Annotated in this window: 24 protein-coding genes and 1 pseudogene; 10 read left to right on the forward strand and 15 right to left on the reverse strand. The window is 64.9% G+C overall.

The features are described 5' to 3' along the window. Window position 1: 1 nt before the first annotated feature. Window positions 2-1,345, reverse strand: a complete 1,344-nt coding sequence (locus tag CI15_RS24050; RefSeq protein WP_241495913.1) for an MFS transporter — start codon at window positions 1,343-1,345, stop codon at window positions 2-4. Between the two features lie 127 nt (window positions 1,346-1,472). On the opposite strand from CI15_RS24050, the gene CI15_RS24055 reads away from it, so the two are divergent. Next, entirely contained in the window at window positions 1,473-2,258 is a 786-nt protein-coding gene (locus CI15_RS24055) for an IclR family transcriptional regulator (RefSeq protein ID WP_062132203.1), read from the forward strand. Window positions 2,259-2,301: 43 nt separating this feature from the next. Here the strand turns inward: CI15_RS24055 and CI15_RS24060 are convergent, their stop codons facing one another. The 5 genes from CI15_RS24060 to CI15_RS24080 all read right to left on the reverse strand — a co-directional run bounded on the left by CI15_RS24060 (window position 2,302) and on the right by CI15_RS24080 (window position 6,113). Then, window positions 2,302-3,192 carry a LytR/AlgR family response regulator transcription factor gene (locus CI15_RS24060; RefSeq protein ID WP_082814283.1) on the reverse strand — a complete coding sequence of 297 codons (891 nt, stop codon included), beginning with the start codon at window positions 3,190-3,192 and terminating at the stop codon, window positions 2,302-2,304. Beyond that, on the reverse strand, window positions 3,189-4,322 hold the full coding sequence (locus CI15_RS24065) for a sensor histidine kinase (protein ID WP_062132209.1): 1,134 nt from the start codon (window positions 4,320-4,322) through the stop codon (window positions 3,189-3,191). Before CI15_RS24065 ends, CI15_RS24060 begins: the two co-directional genes overlap by 4 nt. Further along, entirely contained in the window at window positions 4,319-4,696 is a 378-nt protein-coding gene (locus CI15_RS24070; RefSeq protein ID WP_062132213.1) for a DUF2306 domain-containing protein, read from the reverse strand. Before CI15_RS24070 ends, CI15_RS24065 begins: the two co-directional genes overlap by 4 nt. A gap of 271 nt (window positions 4,697-4,967) precedes the next feature. Then, window positions 4,968-5,153, reverse strand: a complete 186-nt coding sequence (locus CI15_RS24075; RefSeq protein WP_062132216.1) for a hypothetical protein — start codon at window positions 5,151-5,153, stop codon at window positions 4,968-4,970. A 321-nt stretch (window positions 5,154-5,474) separates the two neighbouring features. After that, the gene (locus CI15_RS24080) at window positions 5,475-6,113 is read right to left on the reverse strand and encodes a glutathione S-transferase family protein (RefSeq protein WP_062132219.1); all 639 of its coding nucleotides are present in this window, start codon (window positions 6,111-6,113) and stop codon (window positions 5,475-5,477) included. A 237-nt stretch (window positions 6,114-6,350) separates the two neighbouring features. Here CI15_RS24080 and CI15_RS38085 point away from each other — a divergent pair, with 237 nt between their 5' ends. Beyond that, window positions 6,351-6,653 (forward strand): VF_A0006 family four-cysteine protein, encoded by a 303-nt coding sequence (locus CI15_RS38085; RefSeq protein ID WP_062132222.1) that lies wholly within the window; start codon window positions 6,351-6,353, stop codon window positions 6,651-6,653. Window positions 6,654-6,709: 56 nt separating this feature from the next. Here the strand turns inward: CI15_RS38085 and CI15_RS24090 are convergent, their stop codons facing one another. The 3 genes from CI15_RS24090 to CI15_RS24100 all read right to left on the reverse strand — a co-directional run bounded on the left by CI15_RS24090 (window position 6,710) and on the right by CI15_RS24100 (window position 8,214). Next, complete coding sequence (locus CI15_RS24090) at window positions 6,710-7,024, reverse strand: hypothetical protein (RefSeq protein ID WP_062132225.1); 315 nt, start codon at window positions 7,022-7,024, stop codon at window positions 6,710-6,712. Between the two features lie 145 nt (window positions 7,025-7,169). Then, the gene (gene phbB / locus CI15_RS24095) at window positions 7,170-7,916 is read right to left on the reverse strand and encodes an acetoacetyl-CoA reductase (RefSeq protein WP_062132228.1); all 747 of its coding nucleotides are present in this window, start codon (window positions 7,914-7,916) and stop codon (window positions 7,170-7,172) included. A gap of 64 nt (window positions 7,917-7,980) precedes the next feature. Next, window positions 7,981-8,214, reverse strand: coding sequence for a hypothetical protein (locus CI15_RS24100; protein WP_241495914.1), 234 nt, complete (start codon window positions 8,212-8,214; stop codon window positions 7,981-7,983). 247 nt (window positions 8,215-8,461) lie between these two features. Here CI15_RS24100 and CI15_RS24105 point away from each other — a divergent pair, with 247 nt between their 5' ends. After that, window positions 8,462-9,301, forward strand: coding sequence for a universal stress protein (locus tag CI15_RS24105; RefSeq protein WP_062132231.1), 840 nt, complete (start codon window positions 8,462-8,464; stop codon window positions 9,299-9,301). A gap of 23 nt (window positions 9,302-9,324) precedes the next feature. Beyond that, on the forward strand, window positions 9,325-9,828 hold the full coding sequence (locus CI15_RS24110; RefSeq protein ID WP_062132234.1) for a universal stress protein: 504 nt from the start codon (window positions 9,325-9,327) through the stop codon (window positions 9,826-9,828). A gap of 80 nt (window positions 9,829-9,908) precedes the next feature. On the opposite strand, the gene CI15_RS24115 is transcribed toward CI15_RS24110, so the two are convergent. Next, the gene (locus CI15_RS24115; RefSeq protein ID WP_062132237.1) at window positions 9,909-10,370 is read right to left on the reverse strand and encodes a universal stress protein; all 462 of its coding nucleotides are present in this window, start codon (window positions 10,368-10,370) and stop codon (window positions 9,909-9,911) included. A 304-nt stretch (window positions 10,371-10,674) separates the two neighbouring features. Here CI15_RS24115 and CI15_RS24120 point away from each other — a divergent pair, with 304 nt between their 5' ends. The 4 genes from CI15_RS24120 (at window position 10,675) to CI15_RS24135 (ending at window position 13,870) form a co-directional block, all read left to right on the forward strand. Further along, window positions 10,675-11,322, forward strand: coding sequence for a response regulator (locus CI15_RS24120; protein ID WP_062132240.1), 648 nt, complete (start codon window positions 10,675-10,677; stop codon window positions 11,320-11,322). 117 nt (window positions 11,323-11,439) lie between these two features. Beyond that, window positions 11,440-11,886, forward strand: a complete 447-nt coding sequence (locus tag CI15_RS24125) for a response regulator (RefSeq protein WP_062132244.1) — start codon at window positions 11,440-11,442, stop codon at window positions 11,884-11,886. Continuing rightward, window positions 11,864-12,646 (forward strand): helix-turn-helix domain-containing protein, encoded by a 783-nt coding sequence (locus CI15_RS24130; protein ID WP_062132247.1) that lies wholly within the window; start codon window positions 11,864-11,866, stop codon window positions 12,644-12,646. Before CI15_RS24125 ends, CI15_RS24130 begins: the two co-directional genes overlap by 23 nt. Window positions 12,647-12,769: 123 nt before the next feature. Continuing rightward, window positions 12,770-13,870: a PAS domain-containing sensor histidine kinase gene (locus tag CI15_RS24135; RefSeq protein ID WP_062132250.1), complete on the forward strand. Its 1,101-nt coding sequence runs from the start codon at window positions 12,770-12,772 to the stop codon at window positions 13,868-13,870. A 24-nt stretch (window positions 13,871-13,894) separates the two neighbouring features. Here CI15_RS24135 and CI15_RS24140 read toward each other — a convergent pair whose 3' ends face one another. The 3 genes from CI15_RS24140 to CI15_RS24150 form a co-directional block, all read right to left on the reverse strand. Beyond that, on the reverse strand, window positions 13,895-14,365 hold the full coding sequence (locus CI15_RS24140) for a universal stress protein (protein WP_062132253.1): 471 nt from the start codon (window positions 14,363-14,365) through the stop codon (window positions 13,895-13,897). 50 nt (window positions 14,366-14,415) lie between these two features. Continuing rightward, the gene (locus tag CI15_RS24145; protein ID WP_062132256.1) at window positions 14,416-15,417 is read right to left on the reverse strand and encodes a universal stress protein; all 1,002 of its coding nucleotides are present in this window, start codon (window positions 15,415-15,417) and stop codon (window positions 14,416-14,418) included. Between the two features lie 112 nt (window positions 15,418-15,529). Continuing rightward, the gene (locus CI15_RS24150; protein ID WP_062132259.1) at window positions 15,530-16,516 is read right to left on the reverse strand and encodes a zinc-dependent alcohol dehydrogenase family protein; all 987 of its coding nucleotides are present in this window, start codon (window positions 16,514-16,516) and stop codon (window positions 15,530-15,532) included. Window positions 16,517-16,718: 202 nt separating this feature from the next. Here CI15_RS24150 and CI15_RS24155 point away from each other — a divergent pair, with 202 nt between their 5' ends. Next, window positions 16,719-17,024: a c-type cytochrome gene (locus tag CI15_RS24155; RefSeq protein ID WP_062132262.1), complete on the forward strand. Its 306-nt coding sequence runs from the start codon at window positions 16,719-16,721 to the stop codon at window positions 17,022-17,024. 35 nt (window positions 17,025-17,059) lie between these two features. After that, window positions 17,060-17,433: pseudogene (locus tag CI15_RS24160) on the forward strand (DUF3564 domain-containing protein). A 31-nt stretch (window positions 17,434-17,464) separates the two neighbouring features. Here CI15_RS24160 and CI15_RS24165 read toward each other — a convergent pair. Next, the gene (locus tag CI15_RS24165; protein WP_062132265.1) at window positions 17,465-18,883 is read right to left on the reverse strand and encodes an FAD-binding oxidoreductase; all 1,419 of its coding nucleotides are present in this window, start codon (window positions 18,881-18,883) and stop codon (window positions 17,465-17,467) included. 17 nt (window positions 18,884-18,900) lie between these two features. Beyond that, the gene (locus CI15_RS24170; RefSeq protein WP_062132268.1) at window positions 18,901-20,166 is read right to left on the reverse strand and encodes an alpha-hydroxy acid oxidase; all 1,266 of its coding nucleotides are present in this window, start codon (window positions 20,164-20,166) and stop codon (window positions 18,901-18,903) included. Window positions 20,167-20,224: the final 58 nt, after the last annotated feature.

Raw genomic sequence — 20,224 nt, forward strand, 5'->3', positions numbered from 1 at the left:
TTCAATGTGTAGAGGAGCGTTCGAGGGCGGTGCCTCTGGTTTCCCGGGATACCGCGATCATCAGAAAGGACAGCAGGTTCAGCGAGCCGCACACAGCGACGATGGCCCACGGGGAACCGTCAAAGGCATTCAGCAGCGCCACAGCGACAATCGGCATCGGACCGCCGGTGAGCAGGTTGGCTCCCGAGTACGACAGTGCGGACCCCGTGTATCGCGCTTCGGTCGGAAAGGACTCGGCGAACCATACCGGCTGGATGCCGCTCTGGAACTGTGTGAAGCCGAGGAACGCGCCCATCACGGCCATTGTCATGGCGATCGAGTTCTGGTTGAGAATCGGAAAATAGATCAGGCAGCAGATAAGCGTGCAGAACGAGCCGATCATCAGCGCGCGTTTGCGTCCGATCCGATCGCTGAGATAGCCGCCCGCCAGCGCGCCCACGATGGCGCAGACATTCGCGATCATCAACAGCATGAACCCTGTCTGCTTGGGCACACCGAGGTGCTTCGTCAGATAGCTGAGAGAGAAAACCACGATCAGATAAAACAGCGCAGCCGGCCCGCAAAAGAACAGCGTCAGGCGAAGCGCGGTACGCCAGTGGTACTTGAACACGATGCCGAGCGGATTGGCGCCGCGTGTGGGAGCACCTGTCTTCCTGAGCGCCTCGAAGGCGGGTGTCTCGCTCACCTTCCGGCGGATATAGATGCCCAGCAGCACGAGGACGAAGCTTGCGAGGAACGGCACTCGCCATCCCCACGAATCGAAGTCGTCCGATGAAAGCAGCGCGGCCAGCGTGAAGAGCGAGAAGTTGGCGAGAATCTGGCTGAGTGGCGAGCAGATGCCAAGCAGGCCCGAATACCAACCACGTCGGTTAGCCGAGGCATGCTCGACCGCCATCAATTGCGCGCCCGTCGATTCCCCGCCAAGGGCGAAGCCCTGGATGATCCGCAATGAGACCAGCAACGTAGGCGCGAGAATGCCGACCTGGTGGTAAGTCGGCAGCAGTCCCATCAGGAACGACGACGCGCCCATCACCGAGACAGTGACCAGCATCAGTTTGCGGCGCCCCCACCGGTCGCCGAGCATCCCACAGATCACCGCGCCCAGCGGACGCGCGGCGAGCCCGGCCCAGAAACTCGCCAGCGACGCCAGCAGCGAGGCGGTCGGGTCGAGAGACGGAAAAAACAGCTTCGGAAAGATCGTGGCCGCGACCACGCCATACAACGCGAAGTCGAACCATTCGAGCGCCGTACCGACGGTCGCGCCGGCCACCGCGCGACGCGCCATCGCTTGGGCCTGCGCGGACTGTTCTGCCGCGGCGAGGTCCGGGTCAGCAAAAAACGACATGTTGTCTCCTCAATTCTCGGTATGTTGAAGCGTCCGTTTCTAGCGACGAACAAGTGCTATTGTTTGCGCTGTCAAAGAGGGGCGTTCCGCAGCGGAACTCCGTTTCGTATTGTGGGAATAACAACAGATGTCGCTGAAAAACGGCCTGAGAATTCTCGATTTGCTCGCATCGCAAGGCGAAGGCGCAGGCCTCGTGACCATTGCCGACGCCTTGTCTCTGCCGCGCAGCACATGCCACCGCCTGCTCAACGAACTCGTCGAGGGCGGCTATGTCAGGCAACTGGTCGATCAGAGCCGCTACATTCTGACGATGCGCATGACGTCGAATGGGCTCGAATTCCTGAGCCTGACGGGCATCGCGGATATCGCCCAGCCGATCATCGAACGCGTCGCCGCGCAGACTGGTGAGTTGGCGCGGCTGTCGCTGGTGGACGGCGAGGCAATTATCTGGGTGGGTAAGGCGGATGGGCAGCGCGTCGGGTTTCGCTACGATCCCGACATGGGCCAGGCAGCGCGACTTTCGTGCACGTCGACCGGACACGCGTGGCTCATGACGATGACCGACGAACAGGCGCTGGCACTCGTTTTGAAGCAGGGCTTCGGACAACCGAACGAGTTCGGACCCAATGCGCCGACGACGCTCAAGGCGCTGCTAGGTTTCCTTCACGCAGCGCGTGTGCGTGGCTACGCGATGATCGACGAGGTGTTTGCGCCACGCATGTCAGCGGTGGCGGTGCCCGTGGTAAGTGGCTCGCGCTGCGTCGGCGTAATCAGTCTGGCCGGTCCACGGGTGAGGTTGACCGCCGAGAAGATTCACGAGTACTCCGTCCAGTTGCGCGAGGCTGCGAATGAACTGGCCCAGCTGAGCAATATGGCGGGCTTTCCCAGTCGGCCGCCACTCGGCAAGGGATGAGGAGGCACGGGACCCACGCCCTACGGCCTCGATCCCCCTCCCGTTACATCTGCCGGAACAGATGCGCATACTGTTTGCTGACCGCAAGTGCGCCGCTGTGGCCGCGCAGTCGGAGTGTCATTTTCCCGAGTGCGCTCACCGACGCGCTCTCCACCTGATCGACGTTCACCACCGTACTCCGATGCACCTGCCAGAAGCGCGCCGGGTCCAGTTGTCCGCACAACTCCTTGAGGCTCGTGCGAATCAACAGCTCCCCCGTGCGTGTCGTGACGACGACATATTTGTCGGCAGCTTCCAGGAACAACACATCCTCCACGGGCACCATCCGGATGTCGTTCCCACTGGAAGCGCGCAGATAGCGTAGCGGCACACGACGTTCGGTGTCGCGCGTGCGGTTCTCGAGTTGCACGGCGTGCGTGATCTGCTCCAGTTGGCCGATCAGGCGCTGCAGATCCGCCTGCACGTGCGTGCCGGGCACCGCCTCCGCTGACGACCGCGAAAGTCGGCCGCGTATGCGATCGACCGCGCGCGCGAGTCGCGCGGGATCGACGGGCTTCAGCAGATAGTCGATGGCCGCCGCGTCAAACGCCTCCAGCGCGTACTCGCCGTAAGCGGTCACGAACACGATCTGCGGCGGTGCGGGGAGATTTGCACATGCGCGAGCAACGTCGAGTCCCGTGGCACCCGGCATCGAGATATCGAGAAATGCGACGTCGGGTTGCAAGGCGGCAATTTGCTCGATGGCGTCGTGCCCGTTGTCGACCATCGCGGCGATGCGCAGCTCCGGCCATGCCGCCACCAGTTCCCGCTGCAGTGCGGCCGCGATCAGCGGTTCATCCTCCGCAATCAACGCGACGGGGATGCGAGACTGCTCCGGCGCATGAGGTGCGCCATCCTGATGCTGCGACGCGTTTCGGGGCGAGTGAGGTTTCATGGGCTGCCCGCCAGCCCATTCGGGTGATCGCCGTCAGACACGGGAAGCAGCACGCTCGCAACGATGCCGTGCGGAACGTTTTCGATGAGGGTCAGCGAAGCGCGCTCGCCATAAAGCGCGGCAAGCCGATTGCGCACGTTCGCGAGGCCGATGCCGGTGCCTTGCGTTGCCGGCGTCGCACCGAATCCGGCGCCCGTGTCGGTCACCGTCAGTTCCACATGTTCAGAGGCACGCCTTGCGCTCACCTCGATTCGCCCACCCGCGAGCGTCCCCTGAATGCCATGCTTCAGCGCGTTTTCGACCAGCGGTTGCAACAGCATGGGCGGCGCCGCAAGCCTCGCGCAATCGCGAGGAAGATCGACGGAATACTCGAGCCTCGGGCCGAGGCGCATCGCGTGCACGGCCAGCATCGACTCCAGCACCGCGAACTGCACGGACAAGGTCTCGCTTTCCGCTCTCGACGCTTCCAGCGTTGCTCGCAAAAACCGGTTGAGACTGCCGAGCAGTTCACGCGCGCGGGGCGGATCGGACGCAATCAGGCTATCCAGCGTCGCGAGCGTGTTGAAGAGAAAATGTGGCTCGATCTGCGCTTGTAGTGCCTGCAAACGGGCGAACAGCGCCGCTTTTTCGGCAGCTTCCTTCTGCCACGCCGTGCGCGCGACTTCCTCGCTCAGACCGGCGATTCTCGCGCGCGACCAACCATACCAGGTGACCAGCAACGTCGCGACCAGGGCGATCCAGCCGGTGATGGCAAGCTGTCTGGGAGAAAACGCCTTGCTCATGTCAATGCCGAGTAGCAGGCTCGCGAGGCCGCGCCCGATCGCGGCTCCAGCGATGATGGCAAGCACCGTCGCCACGGCCAGCCTCGGCCCAGTCAGTGCGTTCCTCTGATGAAGATAAAACCGGGCCGCATGGTGCAGCAGCATGATTGACAGCCCGATCGCCTCGCTGAACACGAGGTTTTCGGCGAGGCTCCTGCCAATCCCGACCCCAGTCAGGGCGACGGCAATCAATGCGTTCCCGATGACGACGAGCACCGCCTCGCGTGCGAACCCGGCCAGCAGTTGTTTCGCTGTAATGCCCAACCCTGCAGACGCCACGGGAAACTTGATGTGGGTACCGGGAATCATGCGATCCAACCCGTCACGATCAGGTTCAAGATGCGATGCGGCGTAGCCAGTGCGGCGATGCCAGCCACGATCAGCCCGATAAACGATCCGCGCATGGCGAACTGGTGACCGCGCACGTTGCCTTGCCGGATGGCCCAGATCCCTCGCCCGACGCTGACAAACGTCAGCAATGAGAGCGCGTGCACCCAGGAAAAATGCCCTGGATCCAGTTCCCGGATGTCGAGCGAACTGAGCGCCGTCGCCAACATCGTTACGGCCCACAGACGGCCGAGCCATTTGTGGCGCGCGGACCCATTTCTCGACCCGAGCACCGCTGTCCCGAGTATGACAGAAAGGGTTGCCGCGGCGATATGAACCGCAACGATCGATGACATGCTGGCCCTCGTTGCAAGGAAAAGCGCACTCGATGGCTGCAGTCTGTGTCGTGGCTGGATCGGTTTCGAGGTGAAAGCGACGAACCGTGCGAATCGTGTCGCCAGTGGTGTTTCCCGTGGCGCGAGAGGATGGGCGGACGGGTTGTGTCGAACTATTGCATCGACCGGTTGAATCCGCCAAAAGCAGTGGACGTTCGCTTACGGTTGGTTGTGAAGCGCAGTCGGCCCCTCGTTGGAGGGGGCCTTGAGCTACGAAGTCACCGTGTTTCGGTTAGTACGTCACTGAAGCCCCACTGCCAGTAAAACTGTGCTGGGTAGGAGAGTCGTTTGCATAGTCGGAAACGGCCTGGATGATGTTCGCGATCTGCTGCGGCAACCTGCCGCCGCTGACGGCGGTCATTGCAGTGCGATCCATTTCAACGGTCACGGGGAGGTCTTTGATTACCAGCGTGTTCATTTCGATTCTCCAAGGGGAAATCAGTCAGTTAGCGATGTCAGGGCGTGTTTTGAGGGTGTCGCCACTCCTCGATGAGGATTAAGGCAAAGTGCGTGCCAAACGGTGGCGCCGCTGTATGCGATCACCCAACCCGTTGAAAATAGCGGCCAGTGCGACTTCGTTGACAGACATGTGCGCTGCGGCCGGTGGGTGGGATCCAACTCTCCGTCGGGCACTGTGGGTTAGATCGCGACACATGCGGTCCGCTTATGTATCCCGTGTTTCTACGAGTTCTCGAAGCTTGGATCGAGACTGCCCGCGAGGATGCCGCCGCATTGGACATCATCCACCGACCGGAGGTAGTTCAGGCGCATCGAGCCCTGCAAATGGATCCTTCCAGGCGGGGATCTGCATGAGCCGCGCGTGCCAGGCTTCGACACGCGAAAAATCGGCGAGCGGCAGGCCGGCGAGTTCCGCGAACGGGAGCACACACGCGACGCGAAAATCTGCATAGGTGACCTCGCCGCCGACGAGCCAGTCGCGGCCCGCGAGATGCTGTTCCAGAATCGCGGCCGAGGAGGCGAATTCACGCAGCCCCGCCTCGACTAACTCGTGCCTGACCGGCCCGAGACCGTAGCGCTGCTTGGTCACCCGTTCGAAATGAACCTGATCGCAGGCGCGCACGAAATTCCAGTAGCCCCAACTGATCCAGCGCACGAGGTCTGGCATGGCGTTGCCTGTCGGCCAGAAGTCCGACCCGGCGAGGTGCGAAAGCCGGCAGGCGATCGCATCCGCCTCCCACAGCGTCGCCTTTCCCTCGACAAGAATGGGCAGGCTCAAGTTTGGATTGAGCTTGATGAACTTTTCGCGCTCACCCGGCGAAAAGGGGGATGCGAATTCAAACTCGACCGGCGAATTCAAATAGCGCGCCACGGCAACGGCAAGACGCGGATTATAGTTGCGGCTGAAATAGAGTTTCATGGCGCGTTGGTTAAGGAGGGATTCGTTGGCAACGCATGATAGCGAGATTTAGATAACCTGACTCATTCAGTGAGTATCGCCGCGCGAACTACCGACAATTCGGATAAGGCAATAGTGGTGACATGGCATATCAACGATAAAGGCAATATTCGCGCTTTATGTAATGCGCCCGTCGTTTCGGGATGCGGCGTGTTACGATTCCCTGCCCGTCAATTTTCGGGATTCTCTCGCACAATCATGCTCAAACTGGCCAATCTGTTTCTCTCGATAACGCTCGCCACCCCGCTCGCGGCCCTCGCGTACGGCGGTAATAGTCCAGACTACGATCAATGCATTCTGCATTCGTTGGGAAACAGTCAAAGCAGCTTCGCGGCTCGCGCGATTAGCGACTCGTGCGACGCGCTTTACAGAAATGGCGCAATGCTTTTGCCGCGCGAAAGAGCGTATCACGTGTGCGTCCTGCAGAATGTGCAGACCGTGAGAGGAGCATTCGCAGTCAACGAGATATTGCATGCATGCCGACGTCAAAATCCGATGTAGGACGGATGTCGTTGGCGATTGAACCCTGAGATTCGCCAGATTTAATTTCGGTTTGCTCAGTGGCCACGCTCTATCGCGGCCGCCGTTTCGAGCGCCTTCTCCGCCTCATCGAACGCGCAGCGGATGGCCGCCGCAGCGTCGTCGCCCGCGCAATGCGCGACGGGCCTGAGTTCATGCGCTGGCGTGACCAGATCGAGCCGCACGTCATACAGCGGACGAGCCGATCCCGGACGCAACGCCTCGATGGCGAGGTGGCAGTTCGCCACGCGCGCGCCAAACCGCGCGAGACGCACCAGTTGCACACCCGCTTCCGCTTCGAGCGGTGCCGAGCCCGCGAAGCCGAGATAGACGATCTGCATGCCGATGCCCATCCTCGCCTCCCGTTGCGAACATCGAGCGGGCCTGTTGCGTGTCAATCCAGATGCAGGCGCTCGCTATGGCCTTATCTTGTTCTTCCGTGAAAAGTGGTCATTGACGTGCGTCAAGCGCGGCGAAGGTGCATGCGCCGCCCTCCCCTCAATGCATATGCATGCCCCCATTGATCGCGATATCGGCACCGGTGATAAAAGCCGCCTGCTCTGAGCACAGAAACGCGATCAAGGCCGCCACTTCATCCGGACGCCCCAACCGTCCGACCGGAATCTGGGGAAGGATCTTCGCGTCGAGAATCTCGCGCGGCACCGCTTCGACCATCGCGGTCGCCAGATATCCGGGCGACACCGTGTTCACCGTGACGCCGTGCTTCGCGGTTTCGAGCGCCAGCGCTTTCGTGAAGCCATGCACGCCCGCCTTGGCCGCCGAATAATTGGTTTGCCCGTAGGCGCCGCGTGAACCATTGACCGACCCCACGTTGACGATACGGCCGTGGCGCCGCTCGAGCATGCCGCCCAGCAGCGGCTTGGTCATGTTGAACAGACCGTCGAGATCGGTGCGCAACACGGCGTCCCAGTGCTCCTTGCTCATCTTCGCGAAGCTCGTGTCGTGCGTGATGCCCGCGTTATTGATCAGCACGTCGACCGCGCCCAGCTCGCCGAGAACGCTTTGCGCGCAGCGCGCGCATGAATCGAAGTCGGCGATGTCGGCTTCGTACGCGTGAAACTCGCGACCCGCGTCGCGCTCGCCCTGCAGCCAGCTCGACACGCGATCGTTGTGCTTCGAGTGCGACACCGCGACCGTCATCCCCGCGTCATGAAGCGCCCGGCTGACCGCCGTGCCCAAGCCGCCCATCCCGCCTGTGACCAATGCCACGCGATCCGTTCCCATCTGAACTCCTCCTTGCCTTGACTGCCATTGACGGTAAGCCCGCCAGCTTCGCCGACTCGCACCGCTAAACGACGCCCGCGAACGGCAGCGCGTTCTGCGAGGTCCACCACCACGCGCTCAGGCCGCCCGCGAGCGGCGCGACGCCCGGCGCGATGCCGTAGGCCGCCTGCCACCACGCATACCAGGCGGCGCAGGCCCGATTGGCCTGCTCGAACCACTCCGCGTACTGTCGAGCGGCGCTCTGCGCGGCTTGATACGCCTCCGTGCAATCGAACCAGCCTTCGGGTTGTCCGGACATCGTCACGCTCCAGGGTAAGCCGGCGCACCCGCGCGGCGCATCGGATTCGCAAACCATGATCGCGGCCCTCCAGAGCACAGCATAGGATTGCCAGCAGCGGTTGCAAACATCGAGCGCGCCCGCCACGGTATTGAGCGCGCGACGGCCGCTGCTTGATCTGGGTCAACAGCCGCGCCCACCGGGCCCATAGACTCCATGTGACGACGGGCTCGCGCCCGTTCCCATGTTCTGTCACGGAGTCCCGGCGATGAGCTACAAAAGCATTCTCGTTCACCTCGATACGAGCGTTCGTGCGCATCCTCGGCTCGAGATCGCGTTGCATCTGGCGCACCGCTTCCATGCGACGCTGACCGGCCTGTTTTCGACATACGTGCCACCGCGTCACGCGTTCTTCGTGATGGCCGGCACCGCCGACTACTACGCGGAGCATGAACGCCTGCGGCTCGAGCGCGCCGGCGCGCTCGAGCGGCTGTTTCGCGCGGAGCTTGCGCGCGCGAACGTCGACGGTCAGTGGATCGCCGCGAACGGCTATGCGAACGACGTCGTGCCGCCGTACGCGCGTCTGGCCGATCTGATCGTGCTCGGGCAGACCGATCCGGTCGATCCCGAGGCGTTCGTCGCCGAACAGTTCGTCGAGCACATCGTGCTGTCGGCCGGACGGCCGGTGTTGCTGGTGCCGTCGGCAGGCACCTTCGCGCCGCCCGGGCGGCACGTGCTGATCGCGTGGGACGGCAGCCGTGAGGCCACCCGTGCGATCCACGACGCACTGCCGTTTCTCGCGCACGCGGCCAAAGTCACGCTACTGACGGTTCATTCGCCGGGCGATCGGCCACCGCGCGACACGGTTCAGGGCGCCGATATCGCGCTCACCGTCGCGCGTCACGGCGTGAAGATCGACGTGCGCGATCTGAGCATCGAAGCCGACACACCGGTCGGCGACGTGCTGCTCTCGCAGGCGGACGAGCTCGGGTGCGACTTGATCGTGATGGGTGCGTACGCGCATTCGCGTCTGCACGAAGTCGTACTGGGCGGGGCGACGCGCACGATGCTCGAGTCGATGACCGTGCCGGTGCTGTTGTCCCACTGAGGTTCGCGTTCGAGGAGACCGCCATGTTTCACCGCCTACTGGTCGCGCTCGACGGCAGCGACACCGCCTCCCGCGCCTTCGATGCCGCCCTGACCCTTGCCGCCGAATCCGGCGCCGAGCTGATGCCGCTCTACGTGATCGACGTGCCCGTCATCGCCTACGACGCGCCCGGCTTCGACCCTTGCGTGATCCAGGACGCCTATTTCGAGGAAGGCAAGCGGATCGCGGCCGACGCCCAGAGCCAGATGGCCGCGCGCGGCGTCAAGGGCACGGCCCGCACGGTGGAGGCGGCGCTCACCGGCGAAGACGTCGCGCAGCGCATCGTCGCGGCAGCGCTCGAATGGCGCGCCGACGCGATCGTGATGGGCACGCACGGTCGACGTGGTGTGCGACGGCTGATGCTCGGCAGCGTCGCCGAGCGCGTGCTGCGCAGCGCCACTTGCCCGGTGCTGCTGATTCCGGCGCACGCGGGCGGCGCGGCTCGCGGGGAAGCCATGCCTGCCGGCGCCGAAAACGAGCTCACCTGAGCGGCCAAAACCTCACTCGTGCGCCGAGGCCGCGGCGCGCTTGCACCATTGCGCCGCGGCGCCACGCGTCAGGACCGCTCTTAGGACTGCTCCTGCCCAGCGGGCTGATGGCGCACGATCAGCACGGGTATGTCGGTCGAGCGCACGAGCGACTCCGCGACGCTGCCGACAAAAAAGCGCTGCACGCCCTGCCGGCCGTGCGTGCCCATCACGATCAGATCCGCCTCGATTTCATCGGCGACGCGTGCGAGCACCGCCGACACGCTTTCCGCGTAGGCGTCGATCACGCGCACGCCGCCAGGCACCTGCGCTTCGCGCATCATCTCGCGCGGCGCATCGAGCGCGCGGCTGGCGAATTCCTGCGCCGCGGTCGCCGGTTCCGGCTCGAAAGCCGCGTCGGCAGTGTCCGACCACTTGCCGTGCCCGACCACGCAGCAGGCTTCGAGTGTCGCGCCCGTCAGCTTCGCGAGCTTCAGCGCCTCGTCAAATGCGCGCTGCGCGCTGGGACTGTCGTCGAGCGCCACCAGAATTCGTTGGTACATGTTGGACTCCCTCTGAAAGCGCTGGCATGACCCGAAGTGGTGCCAGCGTGCGTCTGCAACGACAGTGTGGGGCGCGCGCCGCTCTGCGGCTTGACGCAGGTCAACGGCCTGCCGCGCGCGCCCAACACGGAAAACACCGGACAACACCGCCCCTCGAACCGACACGGCATACGAACGGCCCGCACCGCCGGCCGCGGAAAGCGGATAATGGCCGCGGCACCGCCGCCCGTGGGCAAGCAACGCGCGGCTGCGCGCTGACGGTTACGTTCCCCTTGCAATCGATGCGACAGAAAGAGATCGCCCCATGATCAAGGTGTTGCTGGCCGACGACCACACGCTCGTGCGCGACGGGCTACGCCATATTCTGCAGCAGGCGAGCGGCTTCGAGGTGGCCGGCGAAGCGTGCGACAGCGCGACGACGCTCGCCCTGATCCGCGCGACGCACGCGCATGTGCTGGTGCTCGATCTGTCGATGCCGGGGCGCAACGGCATCGAGCTGATCAAGCAGATCAAGGACGAAAAACCCGAGCTGCGAATTCTCGTGCTGACCATGCATGCCGAGCAGCAATACGCGGTGCGCGCGTTCAAGGCCGGTGCCTCCGGCTATCTGACCAAGGAAAGCGCCAGCGCGGAACTGGTCGGCGCGGTGACGAAAATCGCGGCCGGTGGCGTCTATGTCAGCCTCGCGATGGCCGAGCGCTTTGCGCAGGCACTGAACGAGCCTGCCGACGCGTTGCCGCATCAGCGGCTGTCCGATCGCGAATTCGAGGTGTTCCGGCGCATCGTCGCGGGCCAGAGCATCACCGAGATCGCCAACGAACTCTGCGTCAGCGTGAAGACGATCAGCACGCACAAGACGCGCATCCTCGACAAAATGCAGATGCCGAACGAGAACGGCCTCGTTCGCTATGCGATCCGCCACAAGCTGTTCGACGACGAAGCCGACCTGTAACCCGCCGCCGCTTGCGCCCCTCACTAGGAATATTCCTACAACGACTACCTGAACTCCTGGTAACACTTAAAGCCCCGCCGATACTTTTTTGAGATCAAGTCGCCAATACTGGTCGGCATGGACACCACCATGTCAGCCACCGGATCGAGAGTGTTCCTCGTCGACGACGCGACCGACGTCCGGCGCCGGTTTGCGCGCCTGATCGCGCTGATTCCCGGCATCGAAATCGCCGGGCAATCCACTGGCGTCGAGCACGCGTTCGACATCATCGTCGCGAGCCGCGCCAATGTCGCGGTGCTGGACCCGTGTTTCTCCGGCAAGACCAACCTTGCGCTGCTCGCGGCGCTCGCGCGGGTGAGGCCGTCCATCGTCAGTATCGTGCTGACCAATCACTGCGCGACGCCGTTTCGCCGCGCGTGCGAAGCGGCAGGCGCCGACTTCTTCTTCGACAAAACCTCGGAGTTCATCCTCGCCTGCCATGCCATCGAAGCGATTGCGTACGTGCGTCGCGCGCAATCGGCCTGTCCGCCTGGAGCCGATCATGCAAGTTGCAGCAGCCTGTGAACCCCGTCACGACGCGCCTCGCGCCTCGCGCGCCGTGCCGATCCACGTGATGCCGCGCGGCGCCGCGCCACGCCACGCCACGCCGCGCTGTTCCGCCTGCGCGATGCGCCAGATCTGCATGCCACCTGAGCTGACACCCGACCAACTCGCCCAACTCGACGAGGTAATCTGCTCGACGCGCTCGATCAAACGTGGCGAGGCGCTGTATCGCGCGGCCGACCCGTTTCAAAGCATCTACGCGATCCGCGCCGGGTCGTTCAAGACCGTGGTCATGCATCGCGACGGCCGCGAGCACGTGACCGGTTTCCAGATTGCCGGCGACACGCTCGGCCTCGACGGAATCTGCGGTGGCAAGCAGAATTGCGATGCGATCGCGCTCGAAGACAGCGTCGTGTGCATCATTCCGTTCACGCAGCTCGAGGCGATCTGCCGCGAGATGAAGCCGATGCAGCATCACATCTATCAGATGATGAGCAGCGAAATCGTCCGCGAATCGAGCCAGATGATGCTGCTCGGCACGATGAGCGCCGAACAGCGGGTCGCGACGTTTCTGCTGAACCTGTCGAAGCGCTTCAAGGCGCGCGGTTTTTCCGGCGCGGAGTTTCATCTGCGCATGACGCGCGAGGAGATCGGCTGCTTTCTGGGCATGAAGCTCGAAACCGTGAGCCGGATGTTCTCGAAGTTCCAGCGCGAGCGCCTCGTGCAGGCGAACGGCAAAACCATCCGCATCGAAGACGCGGAAGGCCTGGGGCGAGTCTGAGCGCCGGGCTCGACGCTCGCGTCCCATTCGTTCTCACGACATGCCGGGTGGAACAAGCGCTCCCGAACTGATATAACTCAGTGACTCGCGGTGCGCGACCTTGCCGGACCGCATGGAGGAGCGATGGGTGTGTCGAGTGGCGAGTCTTCGCGCCGCGCTGGTGCGGCGTCCGTGTCGGACGTGCCCGTCGAGGATCGCTATTTCATGTTGGTCGAAGCGGTTCAGGACTACGCCATCTTCATGCTGGATCCCGCCGGCCGGGTGACGAGCTGGAATCCCGGCGCACAGCGCATCAAGGGCTATACGCCCGAAGAAATCATCGGCCAGCATTTCTCGAAGTTCTATACCCCCGAAGACATCGCGGCCGGCAAGCCCGCCCGCGAACTGGAAACCGCTGCCGCCGTCGGCCGCACCGAGGACGAAGGCTGGCGCGTGCGGCGCGACGGCTCGCGTTTCTGGGCCAACGTGGTCGTCTCCGCCGTGCACGATGCGTCGGGCGCCTTGCTCGGCTTCGCCAAGGTCACGCGCGACCTGACCGAGCGCATGCGCCTCGCGGAACTCGAACGTGCGAGCGAAGTATCCACCCACGTGCAGATCGCCCGTGAAAACGAGCAAAAACGGATCGCACGCGAACTGCACGACGACCTCGGCCAACGGCTGACCGCGCTAAAAATGAGCGTCGCGCTGCTCGAAGCGAACCTGAACAAGCAGACCGCCACCGCGCCGCTCGCCGCGCAAACGCATGAACTGCAAACGCAGATCGACTGGATGGCCGCGTCGCTGCGGCGCATCGCCGCCGACCTGCGGCCCCCGCTGCTCGACGACCTCGGGCTTGCCGCCGCGCTCGACTGGCTGGTCGAAGACTTCACGAAGCGCTACCGCGTGCGGGCAAGCGTTCATCTGGAGCCGGCCGAACCGGAATTCGGCGAATTCGCGGCGACGGCGCTGTTTCGCATCGTCCAGGAGGCGTTGACGAACGTCGCACGGCACGCGAACGCACGGCGCGTGCGCATCGACCTGGTCTGCGACGGACCCATCATCTCGCTCGATATCGACGATGATGGCGTGGGCGTCGCACTGGATCAGCCGCCGGCAAAGAATTCGTTCGGTCTGGTCGGCATACGCGAACGCGTGCGGCAGTTGCGCGGCACTGTCTCGTTCATCAGCTCGCCCGGCACTGGCTTCAGGATCTCGATCCAGATCCCGGCCGACGCCCTCGCGTAACGCTCGCCACGTTGTGGCGCGGAGTTACGGCGCTGGCGCCTCCTCCTCGCTCTGCACGCGCATGAGCAACACCGGACAGCGCGAGAAACGCAGCACGCGCTCCGCCACGCTGCCGATCACGAGGCGCCGCACGCCGCGCCGTCCATGCGTGCCCATCACGATCACGTCGGCGTGGATCTGCTCGGCGTGGCGCAGCACGATACTGGCGACGTCGTCCGACAGGCTGTCCGATTCGATCAGCTCGGTGCGGCATGGCACCTCGGCGTCGACGCAGGTCTGCTCGGCATCGTCGAGCACCGAGCGGCCGTCCTGGCGCAGCGCTTCGGTCAGCGCCATCGGGTCGTAGTAGCCGGCATAGGAAAACAGCGGGGTCTTGTCGACCACATAAACCGGATGCACGACGCCCTTCGTCAACGCGGCGAGTTTCACCGCTTCTTTGAGCGCGCGCTTCGAGAAGCTGCTGCCATCGAGCGCGACGAGAATATGCTGGTACATGCCGACTCTCCACTGAGGTTGGATTTTTCGACGCGCGCCGCGCGCCGCCGCTACAGATAAAACAGCCCACCCGCGCTGCCCAGGTACGGCTCCGAGAACTCGCCGCGCGGTGCCGCGGCCCCCCGCCACGATGATCCGCCGCGCGGACACACGAGCACGGGACAAGCCGCGTCGCGCAGCGTGCGCGAAGTCACGTGTCCCGGCAACGGATGCGGCGCGCCGCGCATACCGTGCGAGCCCATTACGATCAGATCCGCGTGCCAGCGTTCCGCTTCGCCGAGGATCGCGGTCGACGCGTCGCCGGAATCGTCGTCGAACTCGAGCAACGCCGTTTCGGCCACGCGCCGGCTTTGTTCGAGCATCGTCGCGCCGCGCCGCAACACATCGATGCGATGCTGCGACACGGCTTCGAACGGCAGCCATTCGCACCACGCGAAGCGATCGTCGGCCGCATACACGACCTTGATGTGCGCGTCGGGCGGCGCGACCGCGAGCGCGGTGCGCAGCGCGTCGAGCGCGGTGTCGCTGCCATCGATCGCGACCAGCACGCGGCTCGCCGCCGACGCATCGCTCGCGCCGACCGGGCTCGCCGGCAGATACAGAACCGGGCGCCCTGTCGACGCGACCAGTTCCTCGGGATCGATGCGGCTGTCCCGGCGATGTTCGCGCGGATGCGCGGCCACCGCAATCAGATCCGCGTCCCATTGCGCCGCCGCGTGAGCGAGCGCTTCGGCCGCACCCTGATGCAAGGCGGTGAGGTCAACGATCTCCGCATCGGTCGCCGCGACGACGCCGCGCAACGCGAGCACCGCATCGCGCAGCGTGGCCTGCGCGCCGTGCAGCATCGCGCGATGCGCCTCGCACCAGTCGGGATAGCTGAGCATCAGCGTCGGATAAAGCGCGGCGGGATTGCAGACGATATCGACGAGACGAAAGCGCGCATCCGCGGCGGCGAACCGCTGGGCGGCGCGCGTGCCGGACGGCAGTCCGGTGCCGCCCGCGGACGCGATCATCACGCGGTGGAAGGTGTTGCGCTCAGTCGGAGTGGTCATCGGCTTTCCTCGGATCGTCGCCCCGCGCGACGGCCAGCGGCGGCAGGAACCCATCGGTTCGCGCTTAAATCATGACCGCCGAGGCGGACGACGTCTTGATCTGCATCAAGCCTCAACGAACCGCGAGCACGGCCGCGCCGGTGAGCCTGCCATTGCGCAGATCGTCGAGCGCGCGGTTCGCGTCGCGCAACGGGTAAGTGGTCGTCTCGATCGTGAACCGGATTTCGGCAGCGCTGCGCATGAACGCAAGCCCATCGTCGCGGGTCAGATTCGCGACCGACACGACGCGTCGCTCGCCCCACAGAAACGCGTACGGGAACGAGGGAATGTCGCTCATGTGGATGCCGCCGCACACCACCACACCGCCTTTCGCGACCGACTGCAACGCCCGCGGCACGAGTGCGCCGACCGGCGCGAACAGCAGCGCCGCGTCGAGTTCGACGGGCGGCGCCTCGTCGCTGCCGCCGGCCCACGCCGCGCCGAGTCGCAGCGCGAGTTGCTGGGCCGCATGATCGCCGGGACGCGTGAACGCATAGACGCTACGCTGCTGATGACGCGCGACCTGCGCGACGAGATGCGCGGCCGCGCCGAAGCCGTAGATGCCGATCCGTTCGGCGTCGCCCGCCATGCTCAGCGTGCGATAGCCGATCAGACCCGCGCACAGCAGCGGCGCGGCCTCGATATCGCTGTAGTGCGACGGCAGATGGAAGCAGTAGCGGCTATCGGCGACCGTGCGCTCGGCGTAGCCGCCGTCGATCGTGTAGCCGGTGAAGCCCGCGTCGTCGCAAAGGTTCTCGCGAGCGGACAGACAGTAGCGGCAGTGGCCGCAGGTACGCCCGACCCACGGCACGCCGACCCGTTCACCCACCGCGAAGCCGGTCACGCCCGCGCCCAACTCCGCCACCACACCGACGATTTCGTGGCCCGGAATCACCGGCCGTTTCGGATGCTCCAGTTCGCGGTCGACCAGATGCAGGTCCGTGCGGCACACGCCGCAGGCATGAACGTCGATCAGAATCTCGCCGGCACCGGGCCGCGGATCCGGCACTTCGCGCTCGGCCAGCATCGCCGAGCTGCCATCGAACACCATCGCTCGCATCGGGTCCTCCTTCGGACGCGTTGGCGGCCACCGGCGCGCGGCCGCCTTCAACGGCCTGGGTGCGCCATTGTGTCGCGCGATCGGTCGGCGCCGTGGGCCGTTTGATCGAGGTCAATAAAGCCCATTTCGGCGTCCCTACACTGATCTTATTCCTGATGCGGGAGCACGTGCCGTGATTGCGCAAATCCGAAATTGTCTGCTGATGTGCGCGGCGTCGGCGCTGACGACCGGCCTCGCTTATGGCGAACCCGAGCCGAGCGCGCTGGTCGATCAGCAGCACTGCATGTTTTGCCATACGCGCGATGCGCCGTTTCTCGCGCCGTCGTTCCAGCAGATCGCGGAGCGCTATCGCAATTCGCCCGACGCGCAGGCGATGCTCGAGCACAAGCTGCGGCTCGGCGGCAAGGCGCATTGGGGCGATACGCCGATGCCGCCGGCAGCCGAGCGCGGCGGGCCGCTGTCGGCCGAGGATGCGCACACGCTGGTGCTATGGGTACTTAGTCAATAGAGCAGGATCAGTTTTTCACGTAGCGGAGAGTCATCATGCGTTTGACCGTTCATCTCGACACGTTCGATCGTGTCAACCCGATGCCTTCGCCATTCTCTGGCTCGACAAGGACACGCGGCAATGGTCGCGCGAAGGTCACTTTGGGGTCGAACTGCCCGAATGGGGCACGCTGCATGTGGATTGCGGCAATACGCTGGTTTGCGGTCCGCACAGCGCCGTGCCGGTCTGCGTGCTCGAGGGACTTGATCTGAATCAGGTCGACGGGCCGTTCGAAAGCGAGATCGGACGCGTGCAGTGGTGCGGCGAACGCTGCCGCGACCTGATGACCGGCCACTGGCGCGTGCAGTGCATCGACGTCGAACAGACGGAGCCTGAAAACAGCGTATTCGCGACCGGTGAAGACGTTTGAAGCGGGGCGTGACGCCAACGCCCCATGCACACTACCCCGCGATCACCTTGCCGGGGTTCAGGATATTGTGCGGATCGAGCGCGAGCTTGATCGCTTTCATCGCAGCGAGTTCGGCCGGCGAGCGTGACAGACCGAGCACGCTCAGCTTCTCTTCGCCGATCCCATGCTCGGCCGATACCGAGCCGCCCATTTCCCCCGTCAGTTCATAGACGACGCGTTTGACCTCGGCAATGGCGTCGTCGGTCCAGCCCGGCTCCTGCACGACCACGTGCAGATTGCCGTCGCCGAGATGGCCGTACACGAGAATCGTCGCTTGCGGCCAGCGCGCGCGCAGTCGCTCGTCGCAACGCTGCGCGGCATCGCCCGCCTGCGCCACCGCGAAGCTGATGTCGAACGAAATGCGTCCCGGGATCAGGCGCGGATATTCGGCTGGCGCATCGCGAATCGCCCAGAACGCCGCGGCGTCCGCGTCCGATTGCGCGATCGCCGCATCGGCGATCACGCCCGCGTCGAGCATGTCGGCGAGAAACTCCTCGAAAGCCGCCGACTGCCGCTCAGGGTCCGCGCCGCAACTCTCGAGCAGCACGTAGAAAGCGTGATCGCTCGCGAGCGGCACGCGCAGCTCGGGCAGGCGTTGCCGCACGAAATCGCAATAGCTCGGCCACATCACCTCGAACGCGGACACCCCGGCCGGCAGCCGCTCCTGCGCGCGGCCCAGCAGCGTGGTCACGGCCGCGTAGTTTGGCATCCCGCACCATGCGGTCGAGATCGCGCGCGGTTTGGCGCGCAGACGCAGCACCGCGCGTGTGATGACCGCGAGCGTGCCTTCGCTGCCCGCGAGCAGGTTGCGCAGATCGTAGCCGGTATTGTTCTTGATCATCTTGCGCTGGCCGCCGATCACGCTGCCGTCGGCGAGCACCGCTTCGACGTCGAGGACCTGGTCGCGCATCATGCCGTAGCGAATCACGCGATTGCCGCCCGCGTTGGTGGCGATGTTGCCGCCGATCGTGCAGCTGCCGCGCGCGCCGAGGTCGAGCGCGAACATGAAGCCGGCGTGATCGGCCGCTTCCTGAACGACCTGCAGCGGGGTGCCCGCGAGCACGGTCAGCGTCGCGCTGACCGGATCGATCTCGACGACGCCGTTCATCCGCTCGACGCTCAGCGCGACTTCGCCGCCGAGCACGCAGGCGCCGCCCGCGTGGCCGGTCATGCCGCCCTGCGTGACGACCGGCTGGCGGAATTGATGGCAGATCCTGAGCGCGGTGGCGACTTCTTCGGTCGTGCGCGGACGGATCAGCGCCACCGGTTCGGTCGACGGCGTGCCGCTCCAGTCCGCGAACTGCCGCCCGCCGAATTCGTCCGGCAGGCTCACGATGTCCGCGCCGAGTGCGGCGCGCAGCGCGGCGACGGCTTCGTTGGCGCAGCTCGCCGCAGTCTCTTCGTGCTGCATCGAGTATCTCCAGTGGGTCAGGCGAGCAGCGCCGCGGCGCGCGCCTGCAGCGATTGGGTTTGCGATTGTGCTTGTGATTCCGAGCGCACTGGCGAGAGCGGCGCCTCATGCCGCAGCGAGCGCAGATAGCTGCGGTCGAGCCCGGCGATATCGCTACAACCCAACAAGCCGAGCGCCCGGTCGATTTCGCTTTTGAGGATGTCGATGGCGCGTTCGACGCCCGGCTGACCGCCCGCGCTCAAACCGTAGGTGGTCGCGCGTCCGAGCAGCACCGCGTCGGCGCCCAGCGCAATCGCCTTCAGGATCTCGGAGCCGCGCCGAAATCCGCCGTCGAGCATCACGCAGAGCTTGCCGCCGACCTGCTCGACGACTTCGGGCAGCACGTCCATCGCCGATACCGCGCTGTCGAGCTGGCGCCCGCCGTGGTTCGACAGCACGATGCCGTCGACGCCCGTCTCCAGCGCCTTCAGCGCATCCGGCGCGCCGAGCACCCCTTTGACGATCAGCCGACGCGGCCACAGATCGCGCAGCCAGCGGATATCGTCCCACGATAGCGACGGGTCGAGTTGCTGGCCCAACGTGATCGTCGCGCCCTTCACGCTGTCCTGCCCCGGCGGCAGCAGGTCGCCGAGATTCGCGAAGCGCGGCATGCCGTTCGGCCACAGCACGTTGGCCATCCAGCGCGGATGGCGCAGCACGTCGAACTTGTTGCGCCAGTCGAGTTTCAACGGCTCGATGTAGTTGCGCAGGTCCCATTCGCGCTTGCCGAACACCGCGCTATCGGTCGTGACGACCAGCGCCTCGATGCCCGCCGCCTTCGCGCGCTGCGCCAGTTTCGCGAGAAATTCGCGCGTGCGGTACATGTAGACCTGCATCCACACGCGGCCGCCCGCGCGCCGCACGACCTCCTCCAGCGCGACCGTCGAGACGTTGCTCAGCACGAACGGAATGCCGGCCGCCGCCGCCGCACTGGCCAGCTTGACGTCGCCTTCGCGAAACATCAGTCCGCTATAGCCGGTCGGACCGATCATGAACGGCGATGCGCTGCGCTCGCCGAACAGCGTCACGCTCTGATCGCGGTGCTCGACGTTCACCAGCGTGCGCGGCAGAAAAGCGATTTCGCCGAACACGTCGCGATTGCGGCGCAGCGTCGCTTCGTCTTCGGCGCCGCCCTCGACATACTCGAAACAGAAATTCGGCAGACGCTGGCGAGCCATCGCGCGCAGATCGTCGATGCTGTGCGCGCGCTTCACGTCGCGGCCCGAATAAAGCCGGCGTTCCAATTGCAACCTCCAGTGCGTGATTTATTTGATTGTTTAGTCGTGTCGCCGCCATGCACCG

Source organism: Paraburkholderia monticola (genome assembly GCF_001580545.1).
Lineage (GTDB): Bacteria > Pseudomonadota > Gammaproteobacteria > Burkholderiales > Burkholderiaceae > Paraburkholderia > Paraburkholderia monticola.

Excerpts from the sequence above, each read along its gene's own strand:
- CI15_RS24145 (WP_062132256.1), bottom strand. The coding sequence starts at position 15,417 with ATGACCACTCCGACTGAGCGCAACACCTTCCACCGCGTGATGATCGCG.
- CI15_RS24150 (WP_062132259.1), bottom strand. The coding sequence starts at position 16,516 with ATGCGAGCGATGGTGTTCGATGGCAGCTCGGCGATGCTGGCCGAGCGC.
- phbB (WP_062132228.1), bottom strand. The coding sequence starts at position 7,916 with ATGGGAACGGATCGCGTGGCATTGGTCACAGGCGGGATGGGCGGCTTG.
- CI15_RS24135 (WP_062132250.1), top strand. The coding sequence starts at position 12,770 with ATGGGTGTGTCGAGTGGCGAGTCTTCGCGCCGCGCTGGTGCGGCGTCC.
- CI15_RS24080 (WP_062132219.1), bottom strand. The coding sequence starts at position 6,113 with ATGAAACTCTATTTCAGCCGCAACTATAATCCGCGTCTTGCCGTTGCC.
- CI15_RS24070 (WP_062132213.1), bottom strand. The coding sequence starts at position 4,696 with ATGTCATCGATCGTTGCGGTTCATATCGCCGCGGCAACCCTTTCTGTC.
- CI15_RS24130 (WP_062132247.1), top strand. The coding sequence starts at position 11,864 with ATGCAAGTTGCAGCAGCCTGTGAACCCCGTCACGACGCGCCTCGCGCC.
- CI15_RS24120 (WP_062132240.1), top strand. The coding sequence starts at position 10,675 with ATGATCAAGGTGTTGCTGGCCGACGACCACACGCTCGTGCGCGACGGG.
- CI15_RS24115 (WP_062132237.1), bottom strand. The coding sequence starts at position 10,370 with ATGTACCAACGAATTCTGGTGGCGCTCGACGACAGTCCCAGCGCGCAG.
- CI15_RS24060 (WP_082814283.1), bottom strand. The coding sequence starts at position 3,192 with ATGAAACCTCACTCGCCCCGAAACGCGTCGCAGCATCAGGATGGCGCA.
- CI15_RS24155 (WP_062132262.1), top strand. The coding sequence starts at position 16,719 with ATGTGCGCGGCGTCGGCGCTGACGACCGGCCTCGCTTATGGCGAACCC.
- CI15_RS38085 (WP_062132222.1), top strand. The coding sequence starts at position 6,351 with ATGCTCAAACTGGCCAATCTGTTTCTCTCGATAACGCTCGCCACCCCG.
- CI15_RS24105 (WP_062132231.1), top strand. The coding sequence starts at position 8,462 with ATGAGCTACAAAAGCATTCTCGTTCACCTCGATACGAGCGTTCGTGCG.
- CI15_RS24050 (WP_241495913.1), bottom strand. The coding sequence starts at position 1,345 with ATGTCGTTTTTTGCTGACCCGGACCTCGCCGCGGCAGAACAGTCCGCG.
- CI15_RS24090 (WP_062132225.1), bottom strand. The coding sequence starts at position 7,024 with ATGGGCATCGGCATGCAGATCGTCTATCTCGGCTTCGCGGGCTCGGCA.
- CI15_RS24100 (WP_241495914.1), bottom strand. The coding sequence starts at position 8,214 with ATGTCCGGACAACCCGAAGGCTGGTTCGATTGCACGGAGGCGTATCAA.
- CI15_RS24065 (WP_062132209.1), bottom strand. The coding sequence starts at position 4,322 with ATGATTCCCGGTACCCACATCAAGTTTCCCGTGGCGTCTGCAGGGTTG.
- CI15_RS24075 (WP_062132216.1), bottom strand. The coding sequence starts at position 5,153 with ATGAACACGCTGGTAATCAAAGACCTCCCCGTGACCGTTGAAATGGAT.
- CI15_RS24125 (WP_062132244.1), top strand. The coding sequence starts at position 11,440 with ATGGACACCACCATGTCAGCCACCGGATCGAGAGTGTTCCTCGTCGAC.
- CI15_RS24110 (WP_062132234.1), top strand. The coding sequence starts at position 9,325 with ATGTTTCACCGCCTACTGGTCGCGCTCGACGGCAGCGACACCGCCTCC.
- CI15_RS24140 (WP_062132253.1), bottom strand. The coding sequence starts at position 14,365 with ATGTACCAGCATATTCTCGTCGCGCTCGATGGCAGCAGCTTCTCGAAG.
- CI15_RS24055 (WP_062132203.1), top strand. The coding sequence starts at position 1,473 with ATGTCGCTGAAAAACGGCCTGAGAATTCTCGATTTGCTCGCATCGCAA.
- CI15_RS24165 (WP_062132265.1), bottom strand. The coding sequence starts at position 18,883 with ATGCAGCACGAAGAGACTGCGGCGAGCTGCGCCAACGAAGCCGTCGCC.